The sequence below is a fragment of the Candidatus Methylomirabilis sp. genome (assembly GCF_028716865.1).
GTDB lineage: Bacteria > Methylomirabilota > Methylomirabilia > Methylomirabilales > Methylomirabilaceae > Methylomirabilis.
On the sequence record NZ_JAQUOY010000005.1, the window covers coordinates 77007 to 95706 of the forward strand.

General features: G+C 59.2%; 22 protein-coding genes and 1 pseudogene. 10 read left to right on the forward strand and 13 right to left on the reverse strand.

Going from position 1 to position 18700, the window contains the following annotated elements:
* The first annotated feature begins 7 nt into the window (after window positions 1-7).
* From PHV01_RS03695 to thyX, 4 genes are read left to right on the forward strand one after another with little or no spacing between them, the layout of a single operon-like run.
* Complete coding sequence (locus tag PHV01_RS03695; protein ID WP_337289800.1) at window positions 8-535, forward strand: CBS domain-containing protein; 528 nt, start codon at window positions 8-10, stop codon at window positions 533-535.
* 37 nt (window positions 536-572) lie between these two features.
* Entirely contained in the window at window positions 573-2483 is a 1911-nt protein-coding gene (locus PHV01_RS03700; protein WP_337289801.1) for a 2-oxoacid:acceptor oxidoreductase subunit alpha, read from the forward strand.
* 2 nt (window positions 2484-2485) lie between these two features.
* A complete protein-coding gene (locus tag PHV01_RS03705; RefSeq protein ID WP_337289802.1) occupies window positions 2486-3511 on the forward strand; it encodes a 2-oxoacid:ferredoxin oxidoreductase subunit beta in 1026 nt (341 codons plus the stop codon).
* Window positions 3512-3556: 45 nt separating this feature from the next.
* On the forward strand, window positions 3557-4339 hold the full coding sequence (gene thyX / locus PHV01_RS03710; protein WP_337289803.1) for an FAD-dependent thymidylate synthase: 783 nt from the start codon (window positions 3557-3559) through the stop codon (window positions 4337-4339).
* 24 nt (window positions 4340-4363) lie between these two features.
* Here thyX and PHV01_RS03715 read toward each other — a convergent pair whose 3' ends face one another.
* Window positions 4364-4792, reverse strand: coding sequence for a pentapeptide repeat-containing protein (locus tag PHV01_RS03715; RefSeq protein WP_337289804.1), 429 nt, complete (start codon window positions 4790-4792; stop codon window positions 4364-4366).
* A 34-nt stretch (window positions 4793-4826) separates the two neighbouring features.
* On the reverse strand, window positions 4827-5021 hold the full coding sequence (locus PHV01_RS03720) for a hypothetical protein (RefSeq protein WP_337289805.1): 195 nt from the start codon (window positions 5019-5021) through the stop codon (window positions 4827-4829).
* Between the two features lie 292 nt (window positions 5022-5313).
* On the opposite strand from PHV01_RS03720, the gene PHV01_RS03725 reads away from it, so the two are divergent.
* Window positions 5314-7584 carry an SBBP repeat-containing protein gene (locus PHV01_RS03725; RefSeq protein WP_337289806.1) on the forward strand — a complete coding sequence of 757 codons (2271 nt, stop codon included), beginning with the start codon at window positions 5314-5316 and terminating at the stop codon, window positions 7582-7584.
* A gap of 52 nt (window positions 7585-7636) precedes the next feature.
* On the opposite strand, the gene PHV01_RS03730 is transcribed toward PHV01_RS03725, so the two are convergent.
* From PHV01_RS03730 to PHV01_RS03740, 3 genes are read right to left on the reverse strand one after another with little or no spacing between them, the layout of a single operon-like run.
* Window positions 7637-8218, reverse strand: a complete 582-nt coding sequence (locus tag PHV01_RS03730) for a carbonic anhydrase (RefSeq protein WP_337289807.1) — start codon at window positions 8216-8218, stop codon at window positions 7637-7639.
* On the reverse strand, window positions 8218-8559 hold the full coding sequence (locus PHV01_RS03735; RefSeq protein ID WP_337289808.1) for a type II toxin-antitoxin system PemK/MazF family toxin: 342 nt from the start codon (window positions 8557-8559) through the stop codon (window positions 8218-8220). The genes PHV01_RS03730 and PHV01_RS03735 overlap by 1 nt, the downstream gene beginning before the upstream one ends.
* Window positions 8544-8786: a ribbon-helix-helix domain-containing protein gene (locus tag PHV01_RS03740; protein ID WP_337289809.1), complete on the reverse strand. Its 243-nt coding sequence runs from the start codon at window positions 8784-8786 to the stop codon at window positions 8544-8546. The genes PHV01_RS03735 and PHV01_RS03740 overlap by 16 nt, the downstream gene beginning before the upstream one ends.
* A 268-nt stretch (window positions 8787-9054) precedes the next feature.
* On the opposite strand from PHV01_RS03740, the gene PHV01_RS03745 reads away from it, so the two are divergent.
* Window positions 9055-9501: a hypothetical protein gene (locus PHV01_RS03745; RefSeq protein ID WP_337289810.1), complete on the forward strand. Its 447-nt coding sequence runs from the start codon at window positions 9055-9057 to the stop codon at window positions 9499-9501.
* Window positions 9502-9608: 107 nt separating this feature from the next.
* Here PHV01_RS03745 and PHV01_RS03750 read toward each other — a convergent pair whose 3' ends face one another.
* From PHV01_RS03750 to PHV01_RS03770, 5 genes and pseudogenes are all read right to left on the reverse strand, one after another.
* Entirely contained in the window at window positions 9609-9899 is a 291-nt protein-coding gene (locus PHV01_RS03750) for a DUF1330 domain-containing protein (RefSeq protein ID WP_337289811.1), read from the reverse strand.
* 102 nt (window positions 9900-10001) lie between these two features.
* On the reverse strand, window positions 10002-11306 hold the full coding sequence (locus PHV01_RS03755; protein WP_337289812.1) for an MFS transporter: 1305 nt from the start codon (window positions 11304-11306) through the stop codon (window positions 10002-10004).
* A gap of 223 nt (window positions 11307-11529) precedes the next feature.
* Window positions 11530-12018: a DUF4440 domain-containing protein gene (locus PHV01_RS03760; RefSeq protein WP_337289813.1), complete on the reverse strand. Its 489-nt coding sequence runs from the start codon at window positions 12016-12018 to the stop codon at window positions 11530-11532.
* 139 nt (window positions 12019-12157) lie between these two features.
* Window positions 12158-12256 (reverse strand): annotated as a pseudogene (locus tag PHV01_RS03765) (type II toxin-antitoxin system HicB family antitoxin); the annotation flags it as partial.
* 29 nt (window positions 12257-12285) lie between these two features.
* Window positions 12286-12609, reverse strand: a complete 324-nt coding sequence (locus PHV01_RS03770; protein WP_337289814.1) for a hypothetical protein — start codon at window positions 12607-12609, stop codon at window positions 12286-12288.
* A 99-nt stretch (window positions 12610-12708) separates the two neighbouring features.
* Between PHV01_RS03770 and PHV01_RS03775 the strand changes: the two genes are divergently transcribed.
* Window positions 12709-13008, forward strand: a complete 300-nt coding sequence (locus PHV01_RS03775) for a HigA family addiction module antitoxin (protein ID WP_337289815.1) — start codon at window positions 12709-12711, stop codon at window positions 13006-13008.
* A gap of 172 nt (window positions 13009-13180) precedes the next feature.
* Here PHV01_RS03775 and PHV01_RS03780 read toward each other — a convergent pair whose 3' ends face one another.
* Together PHV01_RS03780 and PHV01_RS03785 are read right to left on the reverse strand one after the other, a co-directional pair.
* On the reverse strand, window positions 13181-13657 hold the full coding sequence (locus tag PHV01_RS03780; protein WP_337289816.1) for a hypothetical protein: 477 nt from the start codon (window positions 13655-13657) through the stop codon (window positions 13181-13183).
* A 115-nt stretch (window positions 13658-13772) separates the two neighbouring features.
* Entirely contained in the window at window positions 13773-14123 is a 351-nt protein-coding gene (locus PHV01_RS03785) for a hypothetical protein (protein ID WP_337289817.1), read from the reverse strand.
* A 249-nt stretch (window positions 14124-14372) separates the two neighbouring features.
* On the opposite strand from PHV01_RS03785, the gene leuC reads away from it, so the two are divergent.
* The 3 genes from leuC to pcaD are packed head-to-tail and all read left to right on the forward strand — an operon-like array spanning window position 14373 to window position 17161.
* On the forward strand, window positions 14373-15776 hold the full coding sequence (gene leuC / locus PHV01_RS03790; RefSeq protein WP_337289818.1) for a 3-isopropylmalate dehydratase large subunit: 1404 nt from the start codon (window positions 14373-14375) through the stop codon (window positions 15774-15776).
* The gene (gene leuD, locus PHV01_RS03795; RefSeq protein ID WP_337289819.1) at window positions 15773-16369 is read left to right on the forward strand and encodes a 3-isopropylmalate dehydratase small subunit; all 597 of its coding nucleotides are present in this window, start codon (window positions 15773-15775) and stop codon (window positions 16367-16369) included. The genes leuC and leuD overlap by 4 nt, the downstream gene beginning before the upstream one ends.
* Before the next feature lie 3 nt (window positions 16370-16372).
* Entirely contained in the window at window positions 16373-17161 is a 789-nt protein-coding gene (gene pcaD / locus PHV01_RS03800; RefSeq protein ID WP_337289820.1) for a 3-oxoadipate enol-lactonase, read from the forward strand.
* Window positions 17162-17271: 110 nt separating this feature from the next.
* Here pcaD and PHV01_RS03805 read toward each other — a convergent pair whose 3' ends face one another.
* Window positions 17272-18552: a hypothetical protein gene (locus PHV01_RS03805; protein WP_337289821.1), complete on the reverse strand. Its 1281-nt coding sequence runs from the start codon at window positions 18550-18552 to the stop codon at window positions 17272-17274.
* Window positions 18553-18700 lie beyond the last annotated feature (148 nt).

The window sequence follows — 18700 nt, forward strand, 5'->3', positions numbered from 1 at the left end:
GAGCATCATGGGTATTGCAGCAAGCGAATTTGAGGACGCGTACGACCACGTTGAGTCAGAGGAGGACGCTGAGAAGTTATGTTGTGCTATCTTGACGGAGCCGATCCGAGGATTAGGATTTCGGGAGCCGATTTGCGTTCAGTGTGATACCGCCGTGCGTGATGCGACGACGGCGATGAACGACGCTCACGTCGGCTGCGTGCTGGTGATGGAAGGCGACCGGCTTATCGGAATCTTCACGGAGCGGGACCTCATGAAGAAGGTGGTCGGACGGCTCGAGCTGGATAGTCCTATTGGGGAGATTATGACGCCGAATCCTGAGACTGTGGGGATAGATGACGGCATCGCCTATGCCCTCAATAAGATGCACACCGGCGGCTACCGTCATATCCCGGTGCTCGATCGGCAGGGCCGACCTGTGGGCGTCGTGTCGATGCGGGACGTTGTCAGGTTCATTGTCTCCCTGTTCCCCGCCGCAGTGCTCAATGTGCCACCTGAGCCAGGCCTCGCGGCGCGAGGGCTCCACGGTGGCTAGCGGACAGTTGGACCACCACAAGAACGAAAGGACCTCGATGAGCAATATCAAGAACACGCAGTCTGCGCCTGGAGATCGGCAACGACCGACGAGCGAGTTGGAGACGGTTGTCATTCGGTTTGCCGGCGACTCAGGCGATGGCATGCAACTGACCGGAACGGAATTTACCAAGAGCGTGGCGCTGGAAGGGAGTGACCTGGCGACATTTCCGGATTATCCGGCTGAGATTCGGGCGCCGGCAGGAACGCTGGCAGGCGTATCGGCCTACCAGGTTCACTTTTCGAGCCAGGAGGTGTTTACGCCGGGCGATCAGCCCGACGTCCTGGTGGTGATGAACCCGGCCGCGCTGCGCATCAACCTGCCGGACCTGCCGCGCGGTGGGATCATCATCGCCAATGTCGGGAGTTTCACTCAGCCGAATATTGAAAAGGCGGGATATACGGCAAACCCGCTTGAGGACGGCAGCCTTTCCGGTTACCAAGTGTTCGCGATCGACATCTCCAAGCAGGTCGCGCTCGCGCTGGAAGGGATGGGGCTGACGGCCAAAGAGGTCGGACGCTGCAAAAACTTTTACGCGCTCGGCCTTATGTTCTGGTTGTATAACCACCCGATGGAGCGTGAGGAGAAGAGCATCCGGGCTAAATTCCAGAAGAACCCGAAGATTGCTGAAGCCAACATTACGGCGTTTCGGGCCGGCTACTATTACGGCGAGACCGCTGAACTGTTTCCATCTCGCTTCGTCGTGCCGCCCGCTGTCATCGCGCCGGGCACCTATCGCCATATCACCGGCAACGAAGCCACGGCAATCGGCCTCATCACCGCCGCGCAACTTGCGTCACTGCCGCTCTTTTGTGGAAGCTACCCGATCACACCGGCCTCCGATATCCTCCACACCCTGGCGATGTATCCGCACTACGATGTGATCACGTTTCAGGCCGAGGACGAAATCGCGGCAGTAGCGGCCACGATCGGGGCGGCGTACGCGGGCGCGCTCGGGGTCACCACGACCTCCGGTCCGGGCATGGCGCTTAAGAGTGAAGCGATCGGTCTGGCGGTGATGGCTGAGCTGCCGCTGGTCATCGTCAACGTGCAGCGCGGCGGACCGTCCACCGGCCTTCCCACGAAAACCGAGCAGGCCGACCTCTTCCAGGCGGTCTTCGGGCGGAACGGCGAGTGCCCGGTAGTCGTCATCGCCCCGGCGACACCTGGCGACTGTTTCTGGATGGCCATCGAAGCGGCGCGGATCGCGATACGCCATATGTGCCCGGTCATCTGCCTCTCGGACGGCTACCTGGCGAACGGCGCCGAGCCCTGGAAACTCCCGGAGGTTGCCTCGCTTCAGAAGATCCCGGTTACGTTCAGGACCGACCCTCAGGGGTTCTATCCGTATCTGCGCGAACCCAAGACGCTGGCGCGTCCGTGGGTCGTTCCCGGAACACCGGGCATGGAGCACCGGATCGGCGGTCTTGAGAAGGAGGATGTGATCGGTAACGTCTCCTACGAGGCGAACAACCACGAAAAGATGGTGCGGATACGGGCCGAGAAGATCGCCCGCATCGTCCACGAGATCCCGAACGCAACGGTCTACGGCGATCCCTCCGGTGATCTGCTCATCGTCGGATGGGGCTCAACCTACGGGGCAATCACACAGGCGGTCAAGAGTCTCCGTCGGCGCGGCTACCGCGTGTCGGCGCTCCACCTGCGCTACCTGAACCCGATGTCGGCTAACGTCGGCCAGATACTGGCGAACTTTCGCCACGTACTGGTGGCGGAAATGAACCTTGGACAGTTGCTGATGATGCTGCGGGCGCAGTTCCTGGTTGACGCGGTGGGGTTCCACAAGATCCAGGGCAGGCCGTTCAAGATTTCCGAAATCGTGACCAAGGTGGAAGAAATCTTGGGCGCGCGTGAACAGGCTGAGCTTTGCACGCACGCAGAGGTGGGATAACCATGACTCAATGCAATCTCGAACAGGCCCCCAAACTGACACGCAAGGATTTTATCTCGGATCAGGATGTCCGCTGGTGTCCCGGATGCGGCGACTATGCCATTCTGGCCGGTATTCAGCGGGTGATGCCGGAACTGGGTATCCCGCGGGAAAAGATTGTCTTCGTCTCCGGGATCGGCTGTTCCTCGCGTTTCCCATACTACATGAATACCTACGGGTTTCACTCGATCCACGGACGGGCGCCGGCGATAGCGACCGGGATCAAGCTGACGCGCCCTGATCTGATGATATGGGTGATCACCGGTGACGGCGACGGTCTGTCGATCGGCGGCAACCACCTCATCCACACGATGCGGCGCAACGTCGACCTGAAGATCCTGCTCTTCAATAACCGCATCTACGGCCTGACCAAGGGTCAGACCTCGCCGACCAGCGTGCACGGCATGAAGACCAAGTCCACGCCGTTTGGAGCGCTCGACCGTCCCTTTAATCCGCTTTCGGTGGCGATCGGATCGGCGGCAACGTTCGTCGCGCGGTCGATCGACATCGACAGTCCACATCTGCAATATGTGCTTCGGCGCGCCGCCGACCACAAAGGGACGGCCTTCGTTGAACTGTATCAGAACTGCAACGTATTCAACGACGGGACATGGGAATCGGTCACCGACAAGGATGTGCGGAGCGACCGGCTGCTGGTCCTGGAACACGGCAAGCCGCTGGTGTTCGGTAAGGAGCGGAAGAAGGGGATCCGAATGCGCCCCGATATGTCTCCGGAGGTGGTCGAGATCGATGGTGATACTTCAGGGCTGCTGATCCACGACGAGACCCGGACCGACGAAGGTTACCACTTCATGCTGTCGCGACTCTCGGGTCCGGACTTCCCGCAGCCCGTCGGCGTGCTGCGCGCCGTCCGCGAGCCGACCTATGACGAGCTGATGACCGAGCAGGGCCGAACCGTCAGCCAACAGCAGGGTAAAGGCAATCTCGAAAAGCTCCTGCACGCCGGCGAGACCTGGATGGTTTCATAAACGACCAGATGCGGCCCGACACATTCCCCATACGAGGAGGGCAACATGAAGCAGGTGGAACCCCAGGTCTTTCTCCTGGCCAGACCGGCAATAGACGCTGAAGGGCTGGCCGCCTATCTGCAGGCCGTAGGCGCTCCCGGGTGGACGACTGATGCCCCTTCGGCAGCCGAGCAACTGATCGAGGTGGCGGGGCGCGCCTGCTACCGCTCCTTTGAGCCTGGCCTCAATCCGAATGTCACTAAGGTCCGGGAGGGTAGCCAAGCCTACTTGCAGAATATCCTACAGGTCAAGCACGGCAGCGTCCTGGAGCACGCCAACTGGACCTTCGCACTCTTTCATGTCAGCCGGGTCTTGACCCATGAGCTGGTGCGACACCGGGCCGGAACCGCCATCAGTCAGGAGAGCCTGCGCTTCGTGCGTCTGACCGACATCCCGATGTGGCTGCCGCCGGAAATCCGCGAGAACCCTGAGGCGCGCGCGATCTTCGAGGAGGCGGTGGTCAACGGTGAGAAGGCGCAACAACAACTGGCAGAGGCCTTAAAGATTGACGGGCGGCCGTTTCACGAGAAGAAGGTTCTCACCTCCGCCATGCGCCGGATCGCACCGGACGGAGTCGCCACGACCCTCATCTGGACCGCGAATGCCCGGACGCTCCGGTGGGTGATCGAGTCCAGAACTGCACCAGGAGCTGAGGTGGAAATCCGCAGCGTCTTTGGGAAGGTGGCCGAGATCATGACTCGGGAGGCTCCCAACCTCTTCGGAGATTTCACGCCGATCCCCTTACCCGACGGCACCTGCCAGTGGCAACCAGATCACAGCAAGGTGTGAGTCACGTCGTCTTCAGAGCGATGGTTACTCCTCGACCACGATCCCTAACGCTTTCAGGAAAGACTCGACTTGGGCTTTCTTAATTTTTGTTGAACCGCCGCGTCCCCAAAACTTTACATGGAAGAGGTCGGCCTCATCGAGGTTGGCGCCTGCAAAGTTGGTACCCGCGACGTTGGCGTCCCGGAGGTTGGCACGTCTCAGATTAGCGCCGGCAAGATTGGCGTCCCGGAGGTTGGCGCCCTGGAGGTTGGCGCCCTGCAGATCAGCGTCCCGAAGGTCGGCGCCTCCGAGGATGGCGCCCGCGAGGTCGGCGTCTCGGAGATAGGCGTTCTTCAGGTCGGCATTCATGAGGGGAGATTCCTTCCTGACCGCTTCGATCACGGCATCACGAATGGCCTCTTTCCCAGATTCGTAAACAGTCTTACTACTATCGTACCAAGACACAATTTTCATAATGGTTCTCTAATCCCATTGATACGGTGATACTTCAGCTACGTTTCTCGAAGTTCTGCGCCGCTTCGATCCCCTTGTTGGTTTGACCTGTCCATTCGAGGTCATCACCAGACCAATGTCGCCCAAAAACAATACGGCCCTCAGGGCTGTTGCCCCAAAGGGCCATTGATGCATACGTGTTTAACTTCTCACTCGCCTGCTTCGGTTGCAGGTTCCCGCCAGCCGCCATGGCCGCATCCTCTCCTGCCGTAGAACAGAAAACAACCAAGCGCAGTTAATATAATTGGGCTCAGCGACGTGTCAAGAAAAAAATGAGGCTCTCAAATAGGGCTGTAAGAACGGTAACGACTCAACCGATACATGAAACCGTACGACCATTGCGACAGGTGTTATGGTTGCCGCACGCATTTCGCTTGACCATCGAAGGCCGATGCCCCCAGAATAAATTCCGAAATACAGGATGAGCTGCACCCTTCACTCGGGGAAGTCATCAACCGTGCGATCTAACCAGGAGGAGAAACATGGATCTGATCGATCACGCGAAGGTTGGGGTTGGACTTGTGATGGGATTGCTTGCGGCGCTGAACTGCCCGGCCCCGCTTGCCCAGGCATCATCCCCGATCTCTTCCGATTCCGTCCAGTTCTCCAACCAAGGGCCGGTCGCAGCCGTAGACTCCAAGGCGAGCCTCGCTCCCACCCTCCAGGGAACGTCCTCTTCCATTGCCGGCCCCAACGCAGCCACTGAAGCCCATGTGCGGGCGGCATACGGGAAGTTACCCATGCACTTCGAGGCCAACCATGGTCAGACCAACCCCCAGGTGAAGTTCCTGGCCCGCGGTCAGGGTTACACCATCTTTTTGACAGACACCAAGGCCGTATTAGTCCTGCGTCAGTCCAACACGAAATCCTCAGCGGTTCACCAGCCGCTTTCCGCTGGGCATCAGCCAAGTCCGCGGCTCGGCCCCACGATCCTGCAGATGGAGCTTGTGGGCGCCAGCTCCAAGCTCCAGGCGGTGGGGATCGAGAAGCTGCCTGGTACGGTCCACTACCTTCGCGGTAACGACCCCGCCATGTGGCGCACCGACATCCCCACCTACGCCAAGGTGCGCAACCAAAGCGTGTACCCAGGTATCGACCTTGTCTACTACGGCAACCAGAGTCAACTCGAGTACGACTTTCTCGTCGCGCCGGGAGCCGATCCTCACGCCATCACCCTGCGCTTTGAGGGGGCCACACACCTTAACGTGGGGGCTCAGGGCGAGTTGGTCCTGCACACCGCGGGGAGACCCATCCGCCTTCAGAAACCCTTCCTCTATCAAGAGGTGGAGGGCATGAGACGGGCTATCTCCGGCGGCTATGCGATCAAAGGCGCACACCAGGTCGGCTTCCAGGTAGGCGCCTACGATGCAAGCAGACCGCTGGTGATTGACCCGGTGGTGGTCTACTCCACCCTTCTGGGTGGAAGTGGCGACGAATTGGGCCTCGCCATTGCTGTGGATGCGAAAGGCCATGCGTACGTGACAGGAATAAGCGAGTCCGCGAATTTCCCCACATCTGCCGGTGCGTTTCATTCTACGCACAAAGGCGCTGGGGATGTGTTTGTGACAAAGCTTGCTCCCACCGGCGCCAGCCTCGTCTACTCCACCTTTTTGGGCGGCAGTGGCGATGATTGGGGCCACGGCATCGCTGTGGATGCGCAGGGCCATGCATATGTGACGGGAGAGACCCGCTCCGCCAACTTCCCCACTACCCGCAACGCCTTCAGTCGCACGCACAATGGGGACAGGGATGCCTTCGTGACGAAGCTTGCTCCCACCGGCGCCAGCCTCGTGTACTCTACCTTTTTGGGCGGCAGTGGCGATGACTGGGGCCACGGCATCGCTGTGGATGCGCAGGGCCATGCATATGTGACGGGAGGCACCGAGTCTCCCAACTTCCCCACAACTCCTGGAGCGTTCGATACCTCATTCAACGGCGCCGGGGATGCCTTTGTGGCGAAGCTCGCTCCCACTGGTTCAGCGCTCGTCTACTCTACCTTCCTGGGCGGGGTCCGGTATGATGGGGGTTTTGGCATCGCCGTGGACACGGAGGGCAATGCGTACGTAACGGGAGAAACCCTCTCCCTTAACTTTCCCACAACTCCTGGAGCGTTCGATACGAAACCTTACAGCGACAGGGATGCCTTCGTCACGAAACTCGCCCCCACCGGCGCCAGCCTCGTTTACTCTACCTTCCTGGGAGGGAGCCGGTCTGATTGGGGCCACAGCATTGCTGTGGATGCGCAGGGCCATGCCTACGTGACGGGAGGAACGCTTTCCGCCGATTTCCCCACGACCCCTGGCGCGCGCGATACCTCCTATAAGGGCGCCGGGGATGCCTTCGTGACAAAGCTTGCTCCCACCGGCTCAGCCCTCGTCTACTCCACCTTCCTGGGAGGGAGTGAGTATGATATAGGCTTCGGTATTGCCGTGGACGACGAGGGTCATGCTTATGTGACGGGAAGGACAAAATCCATCAACTTCCCCACAACCCTCGGGGCGCTCGATACCTCCTACAACGGTTGGGGGGATGCCTTTGTGGTGAAACTCGCTCCGACCGGATCAGCGCTCGTCTACTCCACCTTCCTGGGAGGAAGCCAGCATGATTGGGGAGAGGCCATCGCCGTGGACAAGGAGGGCCATGCGTACGTGACTGGAGGCGCCAAGTCCCCCGACTTCCCTACGACTCCTGGCGCAGTCAGTTCCACACTCAATGGGACTGGAGACGCCTTCATCACCAAATACGAGTTTTAGCGCTTTTCAGGTCGATCAGGCGCAATCGTCTCGAACGCGCCGCGACGGTCGCTTACGCGGCCTTCCCGATTCGTGTGGCTTCAGGGACCTCGACGAGTTGCCCGGTCTTCACGTCGTAAATATAGCCATAGACGGGAATGTCGCGCGGGACCAGCGGGTGGGCCCTAATGCGTTGTACGTCCGCACAGACGCTCTCGGCCTGGTCCCCGATGGTCAACCAGTCGATAAACGTGCCTTCCATTGACCCGGGGCCTTGACCGGTATCGTGCCATCCTCCGGCATCAATAGTCGCGGTCTTGAGGCTCTTGGCCAGCAGCCCGCGCATGATCTCGTCGGTAAAGGTCTCCATGCCGCAATTGGTGTGGTGGATGACAAACCATTCCCGGGTCCCGAGGAGTTTGTAGGAAATCACCAGCGACCGGATCGCATCATCGCTGGCGCGACCACCCGCATTGCGGATCACGTGGGCATCCCCTTCCGACAGTCCCGCGTACTTGGCCGGATCAAGTCGCGCATCCATGCAGGTCAGGACGGCGAACCGCCGCCCCGGCGGCATGGCCAGCTTACCCTTCTCTCCAAAATTGGCAGCATAGGCTTTATTGGCGGCGAGTACCTCATTTCGAATCGTGCTCATTAGTTTCCTCCCATGATTTCGATTAACCCTTCAATAACCTGAGATACCTCTGCGGCAGTGGCGCCTCCCAACCTCTTTCCGATTCGTTCCACAGCCAGCGTGCGAACCTGGCTGATCTTGACCCATGAGCGCTTCGGCAAACTCTTCGAAGTCAATGCTAGGGTCAGCGGAAAACCGGCACGCTGGGGCTGGCTAGTAATCGCCACAGCGATCACCGTACCGGAGCACTCATTGAACACGTCGTGGCTCACAATCAGAACCGGACGCAGTCCCGCCTGCTCTTTTCCACGAACCGGGTTCAGGTCCGCCCAGCGAATCTCCCCCCTCAGTATTCGGGCCATTCTGATAACTCCTCCGAAAGCCCCTCCTCCGCAAGGGCCTTCTCAAAGGCAGGATCCAGCTTCGCGCACTCCTGGGCAAGACGGCTCCGCTTGAGGCGTTCCAATTTCTCCTCGACCGCCACCTGAATCGCGTGGCTGCGATTCGGGAAGACCTCACCTTGCACGAGGCGATCGAGGCGATCGAGGGTATTCTCATCGAGAGATATAGCGATCTTTGACTTGGCCATCGGCGGCACCTCCATGAGTATTACATTATGTCATACCACTGACCAGGTCAAGCACAGAAATAAGGAGTGAACCTGCAAATGACGCGGACTCACGTGGGTCCGCCCGATCTTGACCTTCCAGTCGGATTCCCGCATACTCCCCGCTATGAAGACGCTGCGTCAGGTCGGTTCCAACGGGCGTGCGCCCGTACCGCCAGAACAGCAATTGTTTATCAGTTGAATGCGATATTCACGTGATCCTCGTTCCATACATTCATAGGGAGGTTTTATGGGAAAGCGGCAGGAACCCGTCCGCAAGTCGGTAAAGGACGTCCTGGCAGATCTGCTGGCGGGTCACCGCGAGGCGGCCTTCGGCGGGCCGGAATCCGCGCTGAAGTATCTGCGCCGCACCTTCGAAGGCCAGGCGAGTATGCCCAATGCGGTGAAAGCGGTGGCATACGACCTGTGCGCCGAGGCCCAGGCTCAGTGCGGACAGTGGGAGGACTGTGCGGCCTCCGTGGGCTTATCCCTGGGCTACCTGCCGGATCTTGAGGCGGCCTTCCCGCACGAGTACCGCCGGATGCTGGAGGGCATGACCTGTTTCGAGCGGGGTATCCAGGCCTACACCGAGATGGGGAACTTTCCTGCTGCCCTGAACCTCTGCGAACGGGCCATGGCCCTGAAATTGGGCGAGCACTACGAGGCCAAGCGCAATTCCCTGGAGTGGGCAAAGTAGCCGTCCGGCCGAGGCATTCGACGCGGAGCGCCACGATGTAGCGACATTGAGCGAAGGATCAAGACCAATCGCGTAAGGGCCTTATAAGGCATTGCGACCGACGACACTCAGACGCCTACGACAATGCGAATTTCCCGTTCGGCGCCGTCGCCAAGAGCGGCGAGCGCGGCCTGGTAGCCGGGACTGTCATGGGTGGCAACAGCCTGCTCCACACTATCGAACTCGATCAGAACGATGCGCTGTTTCAAGCCGTATTCGTACACCTTCGCCGGCTCGCCACGCGCGAGAATGCGTCCTCCGCCGGCAGTAATTGCTGGACCGGCAAGCTTCGCGTATGCGGCAAGTTTGTCAGGGTCCTTTACCGCACGATATGCGCTGACCCAATAGGCCTTTGACATGATGTGTCCCTTCCTCCTGTAATGTGTGCGCCTCACGAGGCTGTAGAAACACCTCATTCTGAATTCCCGATGCCAGGCTCGCCGACGATCGCGATTCGCATGTCAGAGCACGTCGTCTTTCGTTTCGCGCGACACGATCAGCCCGATGAACGTCAAGACCGCCGACGCGGACAGATAGTAGCCGACGTACTGCAACCCATACGTCGTGGCGAGGTATGTCGCGGCGTACGGCGCCAGCGAGGCGCCGAAGATGCCGGCCATGTTGAATGTCAGCGAACTGCCGGAGTACCGCACGCTGGTCGGAAACAGCTCTGAGAGCACCGTGCCCAATGGTCCGTAGACCAGGCCCATCAGACACAGCCCCACGACCATCGTCATCACCGCGCCCGCCGTGCCGGCGGCGAACATCGGCGCGAACATCAGGCCGAACGCGAAGATGCCGCCGTTCACCCACATCAGCATGCGGCGGCGCCCCCGCTCGGCCATGACGGCGGCGAGTGGGATCGTCAGCGCGAAGAACAGGATGCCGAACAGTTGGATGATAAGGAACTTCTCGCGGGTGAAGCCAAGCGCGCTGGTCCCCCACGAGAGCGCGAAGACGGTCATCAGATAGAACAGCACAAAGGCCGTAAGCGATACGACGACACCCACGACGAGCACCTTACTGTGATCGCGGAGCACCGCCAGCATCGGCACCTTCACCGGCTCGCGGCCCTTCAACGCATCGCGGAAGACGGGCGTCTCGGTAATCGTCAGCCGCACGTAGAGACCGACGAGCACCAACGCGGCGCTGGAGAGAAACGGAATGCGCCAGCCATACGCGAAAAACTGATTATCGGTAAACCACTCGGAGAGTGCGAGAAAGATGCCGCCGGAGAACAGAAACCCGACCGGCGCGCCGAACTGCGGGAACATACCGTACCACGCGCGCTTTCCGGGCGGCGCATTCTCGATCGCCAACAGCACGGCGCCGCCCCACTCTCCGCCTAGCCCCAGGCCCTGGCCGAAGCGGCAAATCGCCAGCAGTAGCGGCGCCGCGACACCGATCGTCGCGTACGTCGGCAGCGCCCCGATGGCCACCGTCGACACGCCCATCGTCAGCAGCGCAGCGACCAGCGTCGTCTTGCGGCCAACACGATCGCCAAAGTGGCCAAAGAGCGCGGAGCCAACCGGTCGCGCAAGAAAGGCGATGCCGAAGGTCGCCAGTGAGGCGAGCATGGCGGACGCCGGATCGGACGTCGGAAAGAACAGTCGTGGAAACACGAGCACCGCGGCCGTGGCGTAGATGTAGAAGTCAAAGAATTCGATGGTGGTGCCGATCAGGCTGGCAAACAGGACCTGACCGGGGTTGTTGATGCCCTTAATCGGCATGACGGAGGCTGGAGTCGCTGCGCGAATGTCGTTCATCGCCACCAGATGATACTTGGATAAAACCCTCCTGATTCTCGCGAAGGCGCTTCAACTGCGGCCCGCATGCGCACCGGACGCGACATTCGCGCGAGGCCGACCAGGTCGGTGATGCTGGTGCACGCGGTAACCGACGTGCGAGCTGCGCCGATCCATGCGGTAGCCGTCCTGTCATCGTGCGCAATGAACCCTCGGTGGAATGATGGGTCATACCTCTCGGTGCTTACTTCTTCTCAGGCATTGCTGAGGAATGGTGGCTTGTAATTAGCCACTCAGAACCATTCCAGCGATAGGTGTAGCTATAGCGTCCGCTGACCGTTGCCCCTGTCTTGGCAAACGTAAATGTATAAAGACCAGCATCAACCGCGGTGTTGCAATCGATCTCAACAAATCGCAAGTCAATCTTGCCGGAGGGGCGGTCCTCCAGAAAGTGATGGAAGTAATCCTCCTTCTCGGCTGGCGTGAGACGTGGCTTGTTTGAAACGGTGGGCAAGAGGATTGACCGCTCCGCGTAGTTGGCGACTACCTTATGCGGATCACCTGTTTGCAACGACCGATTCCATCGATCAAACAGTGACGCGATTTCCGCTTCGGATGTTGCCTTGCAGCTTTCCGTGCGTACACCTTGCGCACTGGCCTGTGCGACTAGGTTTGAGGCACAGCCTACGAGGGTTGCAGCAACAAAAATCGAACTTAACGACATGAGTTTCATAAAAGGCTCCTTTGAGAGTTGTAAAACAAGAGGCATAACGATGAGTTCAGCAGCGGCGTTTACGCCATCCGCGGGAACGATTGGTTAGACTCAGTCTTTGTGTATCAAACCTAAAATGATCGCTGTCCCTATTTACCGTCTCTCCAACCGTGGTGGCCGTGGCCACGCACCCAGGAAGATCGGGCACGTAAACCGAGTAATTGTTTTCAGCCTTTTCAACTACTACCTTGTAACGCATCTGGTTAGCCGTGCTCCAGGTGAAGTACGTTAGTCGTGACCAAATTGAATGAACAGACCGCCCGCCATAATAAGGGCCAAGCCCACCCAGGTCGAGGCCGGCACGCTCTCTCGGAAAACAAGGCGGCCGCACACAATGCTGACCAGGGCAAAGAAAGCGATGTAGACCCCGAGCAACTTGGAGAAGTCCCACGTAACCGAGTTCACGACAAGTCCGTAGCACCCGAGCAGCACGCAACCCAAAAAGACGACTGCCAACCCATGCCCACGCAAACCCTTGCGGACGACAGCGTCGCCTGCGACCTCGAGGAGGGCCGCCGCAATAAAGGCCAGCCACGGCAGCAGAGATTTCATAGTTCCACCTCGTGTCTCCAGGTTCCGCAATGCATCCGAGATCCCCGAGTCCCCTGCAGTAGATCAACTATTGGGGATTATCAGCAGGAGGAATACACTATGGCGATGAAGACCCCGCCCCATCCGGACGAAATTATCCGAGAGGAGATTATCGAGGCGCTCGATTTGACTGTCACGAGTGCGGCTGAGATTCTCGGCGTTCGCCGCGCCACGCTGTCCGATGTCACCAACGGCAAGGCGTCTGTGTCCGCTGAGATGGCCCTGCGCCTGAAAAAGGCCTTCGGTGTCAGTATGGATCTGCTCTTGAAAATGCAGGCCGGCTACGATGCCGCCCAGGCCCGCATGCATGGCGATCAGATCAAGGTCAAGCGCTTTAAGCCTGCAAGCGCACGGTTCTAAGGGTGAGCGCGGGGCATCGGCGAGAAGCGCTGGTGAGGCGCAATCCCACCTTGAACAAACACTGGCCGCATCAAGCACCGCAACACGGAGAACGCTTTTGCGGCCTTCATTGCCGGCGCGCAAGCGATATCCGGCAGAAGGCAGCGTAAGAGGGCCGCATTCCTCAATAGCCTTAGGTCCCCCAGTTAGCGATGAGATCTCCGACCCAGTGAGTGATGCCGATCACAATGAATGCGATCAGAAGATGTTCACCGACAACTTTCCACGGCGACACGCATTGCTTGCAGGCTATGATATAGCTCAGGACCGCCAGAACGGATAGTCCCCACACCAGACTTGCCATGACGGCAGTAAACAGCGGGAGGAGAAGGATAGGAATGGCGAACGTCATGGCAAAGAGAAACTTCGACATGAAGGTCGCAATGGTGGCCCCCCAAATCTCGCTTGTCGTATGCATATTCTCGGATTCTTCCGACATGTGGATCCCCAGAGCATCGGAAAATGCATCAGCGATCGCAATGGTCAGGATACCCCCCAACACAGCGACCTTTGAATGAGTCCCTGAGTGCAGACCCACCATAAGACCCGATGTTGTGATGACAGCCGACGTCACGCCAAAGGAAAGGCCTATGCGAAGCTGTTCTCTCATGCTTGCTTCCTTTGCCTGCGCCATCGCTCAACAGAGTCGTGATCTGACCGGCTACCTGGCACGTGTGGCTCGCCTGTGCACGTACGAATAGAACTGAATGGCAGGAGACAACGGCTCAGTAGCCGCGACGCCCACCAGGCCCCATACCGCCACCTCCTGGACCCATGCCTCGACCCATAGCGGGCGGCTCATCCTGCAGCGTCATGCCGCGCTCTTTGGCGCGTGCCTTCATTTGCTCATGAAGCTCCTTGCGGATTTGCTCTCGCTCCTCGGCCGTCTTCGCCGCGCGCATTTTGGCGCGATGGTCGGTTCGTTCTTGGGGCGTCATAAGTTGGCTACCGTAGATCTGTTCTTGCTTCTGCGTTTGAGCCTGTTCTTTGGAGGGCTCCGGGTCAGCGGCTAATGCGAACTCAGCAGACAGCGACAGAGCAGCAGCCAGAGCGGGCACTATCAGTCTTCGTTTCATCGTCGTAGGCTCCCTTCCTTATGAAGATGAGTTGCGTTAATCGACTCGCTGCCACTGCAACCCATTCAGTAGCCGCGCTGAACTATATCCGAGTCGATTCGCTGGGATAACAGCACGTTAAACATAGCTCGGTATACGCGGGTGTCAAGAAAAATGAAATTACGAGAAAAGTGAAGAATTAAATGCTCTACATGATCCACTTCGACAGTACTTGCGCCAGACGTTGCCTTCTGGCACAATAACAGCGCTATGACTAAAACCCTTCTTGACAAGGTCTGGCGGGCCCACACGGTTCGAACGCTGCCTTCGGGACAGACGCAGCTTTTCATCGGCCTGCACCTGATCCACGAGGTGACCAGCCCGCAGGCTTTTCAGATGCTGCGGGAGGCGGGGCTCACCGTCCGCTTCCCGGATCGGACCTTTGCCACCCTCGACCACATCGTCCCCACCGCCTCGCAACTCCGCCCCTTCGCCGACGCGATGGCCGAGGAGATGACCGTCCACCTGACCAGAAACTGCAAGGAGTTCGGCATCTCGTTCTTTGACCTGGACAACGACCGACAAGGGATCGTTCACGTCATCGGACCGGAGCTTGGCCTGACCCAGCCGGGCATGACCATCGCCTGCGGCGACAGCCACACCTCCACCCACGGGGCGTTAGGGGCACTGGCGTTCGGCATCGGCACCAGCCAGGTGCGCGATATCCTGGCGACCCAATGTCTGGCGATGGCGAAGCCAAAGCTCCGGCAAATCCGGGTAGAAGGCAGGCTGGCGCGTGGGGTCTACGCCAAGGATGTGATTCTGACGATCATTGGCAGGTTAGGTGTGAATGGGGGGGTGGGTTACGCCTATGAGTACGCGGGATCAGCAATTCATACGATGTCGATGGAAGAGCGCCTAACTATCTGTAACATGAGCATCGAGGGCGGGGCGCGCGTCGGCTATGTGAACCCCGACGTTACCACTTTCGAATATCTCAGGGGACGCCCCTTCGCGCCACAGGGCGAGGCGTTTGACCGGGCGGTAACCTGGTGGAGGGGCATGGCGACAGATCCAGATGCTTCTTTCGACGATGTCGTGCTCCTCCACGCCCCCTCGATCGAGCCGATGCTCACCTGGGGCATCAACCCCGGGCAATCGATCGGAGTCAGTGAACGGATCCCGCATCCACACGACGCACCCGATGTGGACCGGGCTGCCTGGGCCGAGGCGCTGGCCTTCATGGACCTTGAGTCCGGCCGGCCGATCGCCGGGACGCCGATCGATGTCGCCTTCATCGGCTCCTGCACTAACGGGCGTCTCTCTGACTTGCGGGTTGCGGCCGAGGTCGTTCGGGGGCAAACGGTGGCGAAGGGGATCCGGGCCCTTGTTGTGCCCGGTTCTCAGGCGGTGGCGCGAGCGGCCGAGGCCGAGGGATTGCACGAGATCTTTCTGACGGCCGGGTTTGAGTGGCGCAAGGCGGGCTGTTCGCTCTGTCTTGGGATGAATGAGGATAAGCTGACAGGCCGGGAGATCTGCGCCGCGTCCAGCAACCGAAACTTCAAGGGACGCATGGGCAGCCCCACAGGCCGGACCCTCCTGATGAGCCCGGCCATGGTGGCTGCGGCAGCCATCCAAGGGCGGGTCACGGACGTGCGAGAGATGCTACCGTGAGACAGGACGATATTCGACGCCGGATCACCGGTCGCGCGATTTCGCTTCCCGGCAACGACATCGACACTGACCGGATCATCCCCGCCCGCTTCCTGAAATGCATCACCTTCGAGGGGCTTGAGGCGCACGTCTTTGAGGACGACCGCCGCCAGATGCCGGATCATCCATTCAACCAGGCCCGGTACCGTGGGGCGACGATCCTGGTCGCCGGCCAGAACTTCGGCTGCGGTTCCTCGCGAGAGCACGCCCCGGAGGCGCTCAGGCGCTGGGGCATCCGAGGTATCGTGGGCGAGTCGTTCGCCGAGATCTTCTTCGGTAACTGTACGGCGATCGGGCTCCCCTGCCTGACGTCGCACCGGAAGGACCTGACGGAATTGGCGGAGGTCCTGGCGCAGCATCCGGATCAGGAGATCGTGCTCGATCTGGAGAATCGTCTGGTGCGCTTTGGCGACCAGACGATTCCCGCCATGATCCCGGACGGCGCCCGCAATCAGCTCCTGACGGGGACCTGGAACGCGATGGGCGTCCTGCTGGAGGCCGGCAACGAGATCGACCGGGTCGCCAGAAGCCTCCCTTACGTCAACGGCTACTAAAAGATGAGGCTCACGGCGAACGGCATCGACATCCACTACACGATTGAGGGAGAGGGCCCGGTGGTGACCATGAGTCACGCCCTCGGGTGCAATCTCGCCCTCTGGAATGAGCAGGCTAAAGCACTCAGTGCGCGCTATCGGGTGCTCAGATACGACACGCGAGGGCATGGCGCCAGCAGCGCGCCCCCAGGCCCCTACAGCCTGGAGCAGATGGCTGACGACCTGTACGGTCTGCTCACCGGGCTTGGCGTCAGGCAGACGCACCTCGTGGGAATTTCGATGGGCGGGATGATCGGCCAGATTTTTGCACTAAAGTACCCCATGCTGCTCCAGAGCCTGGTCCTCTGCTCCACCACCAGCCGCTACCCAACGGCCGTGCGGTCGGCCTGGGTGGAGCGGATCCGCACGGTGGAAGCGAATGGGGTAGAGCCGATGGTGGAGCCTGCAATTCAGCGCTGGTTTACCCCGTCTTTCCGGGAACACCAACCGGATGTGATGGACCGGGTGCGGGTCATGCTGCGGAGCACGCCGGCGCAAGGATACATTGGCTGCTGCTACGCGATTCCTACCATCGATGTGACTGATCGGCTCGGTGAAGTTCACTGCCCGGCTCTTGTGATCTCGGGTAAAGAAGACCCCGGAACTCCCGTTGCTATGGCGCAGGACATCCACGCTGCGCTACCCTCTTCCAAGCTTGCCATCCTCCCCTCGGCGTCGCATCTGTGCAACCTGGAGCAATGCGAGGCGTTCAACGGTATTCTGCTCGGATTCCTCGACAAGGTAACCGGCTAACGCAGACCTACAAAGAACAGGCTCGTCACACTTGGATTGAGTCTTTTGATTTAGTGGGATATGATGACTTCGTTCAGAGATTCGGTGAAGCCCCTGCACACCCCTTCACATCACGGATCCGTTGTTGATGGAACGCTTTCTTCAATGGTGAAGAGCAACTCCAGTACGTTGCCAAGTTTTGCGAGATAGGTGTAGGTTTCCTCTTTCAATCGAGAGGCGAAGTAGCGTCGCGAATTCCGGATCATTGTTTCTTTCTCAATCCAGTTCTGCCCGCGCCTTGCGATTACCCGGTTCAGTCTATTGGGGCCTCCGTTATACGAAGCCGCCCAGCAGTCTTCGAGCATTTCAGTGGAGACAGAACAGATCTTTCTGACCGTTGGAGTCCACCGGGATGACATGTCGGAGTCAAAAAGGGTGATTGACGCCTTCACAGCATTGACATGATCCTGCATGCCGCGCACAAACACCGGATCAAGCTTGGCTTCAGGAGATTCGTCGAGAATCCGCGCATAGGTGGGACAGATAAACTGACTGATGCCCGTTGCCCCGGCGGGAGACACGCTCATCCTGAACGCGGCGTTTTGGTTGATCGCAACCTCCACCCAATACTTTTCGACCAGTCGTAAGAGCATCCCGTTTTTCTCGGCTTTCCTGAATTCGTCCGGATCCATGTGCTCATCAACAAGCAGCGCGTGAATGAACTCAATTGAGGCAAGTTCACTCAGGTTCTGTTCGGTAAACGTCTTGGATGTCACGTTAAGGTCGTCCAGATCCTGAAGGGCTTGGAGTATTGTCCGCTCCAGATACCTGTGGCCCTCTTCTGCAACCTCTGGTGTATGGAGATCTGAAGAATACGGGACATAGGAACTAATAAGCAGCTCTGCCGGCCCTTGGCGACATATCCGTTTACCGGTTTTTTGGTCCGTCACCACTTTGCGCTCTGTACGCGACGTCCACATCGTAAGATTGATGATGACCAACTCTTCACCATTGCAGGTCAGCAACAGATCTCGGTTAAAGCCCCAACGGCTTCCGCCGCGCCAGATCAGTTCGCAGGTGTTGTCTTTTGCAATCAGTTGAGGTGGCTTGATGTGGGGTCTATTTTTGCTATCGAGCAGAACCGTTTCTTGAAACGTAAAATCTTTCAACTCCCCAGTTTTGCTATTCAGCCCCACCACGGCCACTTCTCGCATCAGCGCTTTTTGACGGACATAGCGAACAGCGCGGTTTTTTCGGACGGCCTCCCGCACAGTGATGATCTGGTGTTTCAACTCCAGTCCATCCAGCCTATTCTGGGCTTCTTTGATCTTTTCAAAGACCGGGGGGGGCTGCGCAGATGCCTGATAGCTGCTTATGAGCAGCCCGAAGAGGACACCCAGCAGCGCTGCCATGCGACGGCCTCTCTGTACCTTCGTGGAAACTGGTCTGGACCTAAATGTCATCTTTGCACATCCCATTTACTATGAGCTTGTTGAATGGTGCACATTTGGGCTTCGACAGGCTCAGCCCGAACGGATTTCTTGCTAAGCCATTTCAGGG

Bases quoted from the DNA above. Each gene is read 5' to 3' on its own strand.
- PHV01_RS03695 (WP_337289800.1), top strand. From the start codon at position 8: ATGGGTATTGCAGCAAGCGAATTTGAGGACGCGTACGACCACGTTGAG.
- PHV01_RS03700 (WP_337289801.1), top strand. From the start codon at position 573: ATGAGCAATATCAAGAACACGCAGTCTGCGCCTGGAGATCGGCAACGA.
- PHV01_RS03705 (WP_337289802.1), top strand. From the start codon at position 2,486: ATGACTCAATGCAATCTCGAACAGGCCCCCAAACTGACACGCAAGGAT.
- thyX (WP_337289803.1), top strand. From the start codon at position 3,557: ATGAAGCAGGTGGAACCCCAGGTCTTTCTCCTGGCCAGACCGGCAATA.
- PHV01_RS03715 (WP_337289804.1), bottom strand. From the start codon at position 4,792: ATGAAAATTGTGTCTTGGTACGATAGTAGTAAGACTGTTTACGAATCT.
- PHV01_RS03720 (WP_337289805.1), bottom strand. From the start codon at position 5,021: ATGGCGGCTGGCGGGAACCTGCAACCGAAGCAGGCGAGTGAGAAGTTA.
- PHV01_RS03725 (WP_337289806.1), top strand. From the start codon at position 5,314: ATGGATCTGATCGATCACGCGAAGGTTGGGGTTGGACTTGTGATGGGA.
- PHV01_RS03730 (WP_337289807.1), bottom strand. From the start codon at position 8,218: ATGAGCACGATTCGAAATGAGGTACTCGCCGCCAATAAAGCCTATGCT.
- PHV01_RS03735 (WP_337289808.1), bottom strand. From the start codon at position 8,559: ATGGCCCGAATACTGAGGGGGGAGATTCGCTGGGCGGACCTGAACCCG.
- PHV01_RS03740 (WP_337289809.1), bottom strand. From the start codon at position 8,786: ATGGCCAAGTCAAAGATCGCTATATCTCTCGATGAGAATACCCTCGAT.
- PHV01_RS03745 (WP_337289810.1), top strand. From the start codon at position 9,055: ATGGGAAAGCGGCAGGAACCCGTCCGCAAGTCGGTAAAGGACGTCCTG.
- PHV01_RS03750 (WP_337289811.1), bottom strand. From the start codon at position 9,899: ATGTCAAAGGCCTATTGGGTCAGCGCATATCGTGCGGTAAAGGACCCT.
- PHV01_RS03755 (WP_337289812.1), bottom strand. From the start codon at position 11,306: ATGAACGACATTCGCGCAGCGACTCCAGCCTCCGTCATGCCGATTAAG.
- PHV01_RS03760 (WP_337289813.1), bottom strand. From the start codon at position 12,018: ATGAAACTCATGTCGTTAAGTTCGATTTTTGTTGCTGCAACCCTCGTA.
- PHV01_RS03770 (WP_337289814.1), bottom strand. From the start codon at position 12,609: ATGAAATCTCTGCTGCCGTGGCTGGCCTTTATTGCGGCGGCCCTCCTC.
- PHV01_RS03775 (WP_337289815.1), top strand. From the start codon at position 12,709: ATGGCGATGAAGACCCCGCCCCATCCGGACGAAATTATCCGAGAGGAG.
- PHV01_RS03780 (WP_337289816.1), bottom strand. From the start codon at position 13,657: ATGAGAGAACAGCTTCGCATAGGCCTTTCCTTTGGCGTGACGTCGGCT.
- PHV01_RS03785 (WP_337289817.1), bottom strand. From the start codon at position 14,123: ATGAAACGAAGACTGATAGTGCCCGCTCTGGCTGCTGCTCTGTCGCTG.
- leuC (WP_337289818.1), top strand. From the start codon at position 14,373: ATGACTAAAACCCTTCTTGACAAGGTCTGGCGGGCCCACACGGTTCGA.
- pcaD (WP_337289820.1), top strand. From the start codon at position 16,373: ATGAGGCTCACGGCGAACGGCATCGACATCCACTACACGATTGAGGGA.
- PHV01_RS03805 (WP_337289821.1), bottom strand. From the start codon at position 18,552: ATGGCAGCGCTGCTGGGTGTCCTCTTCGGGCTGCTCATAAGCAGCTAT.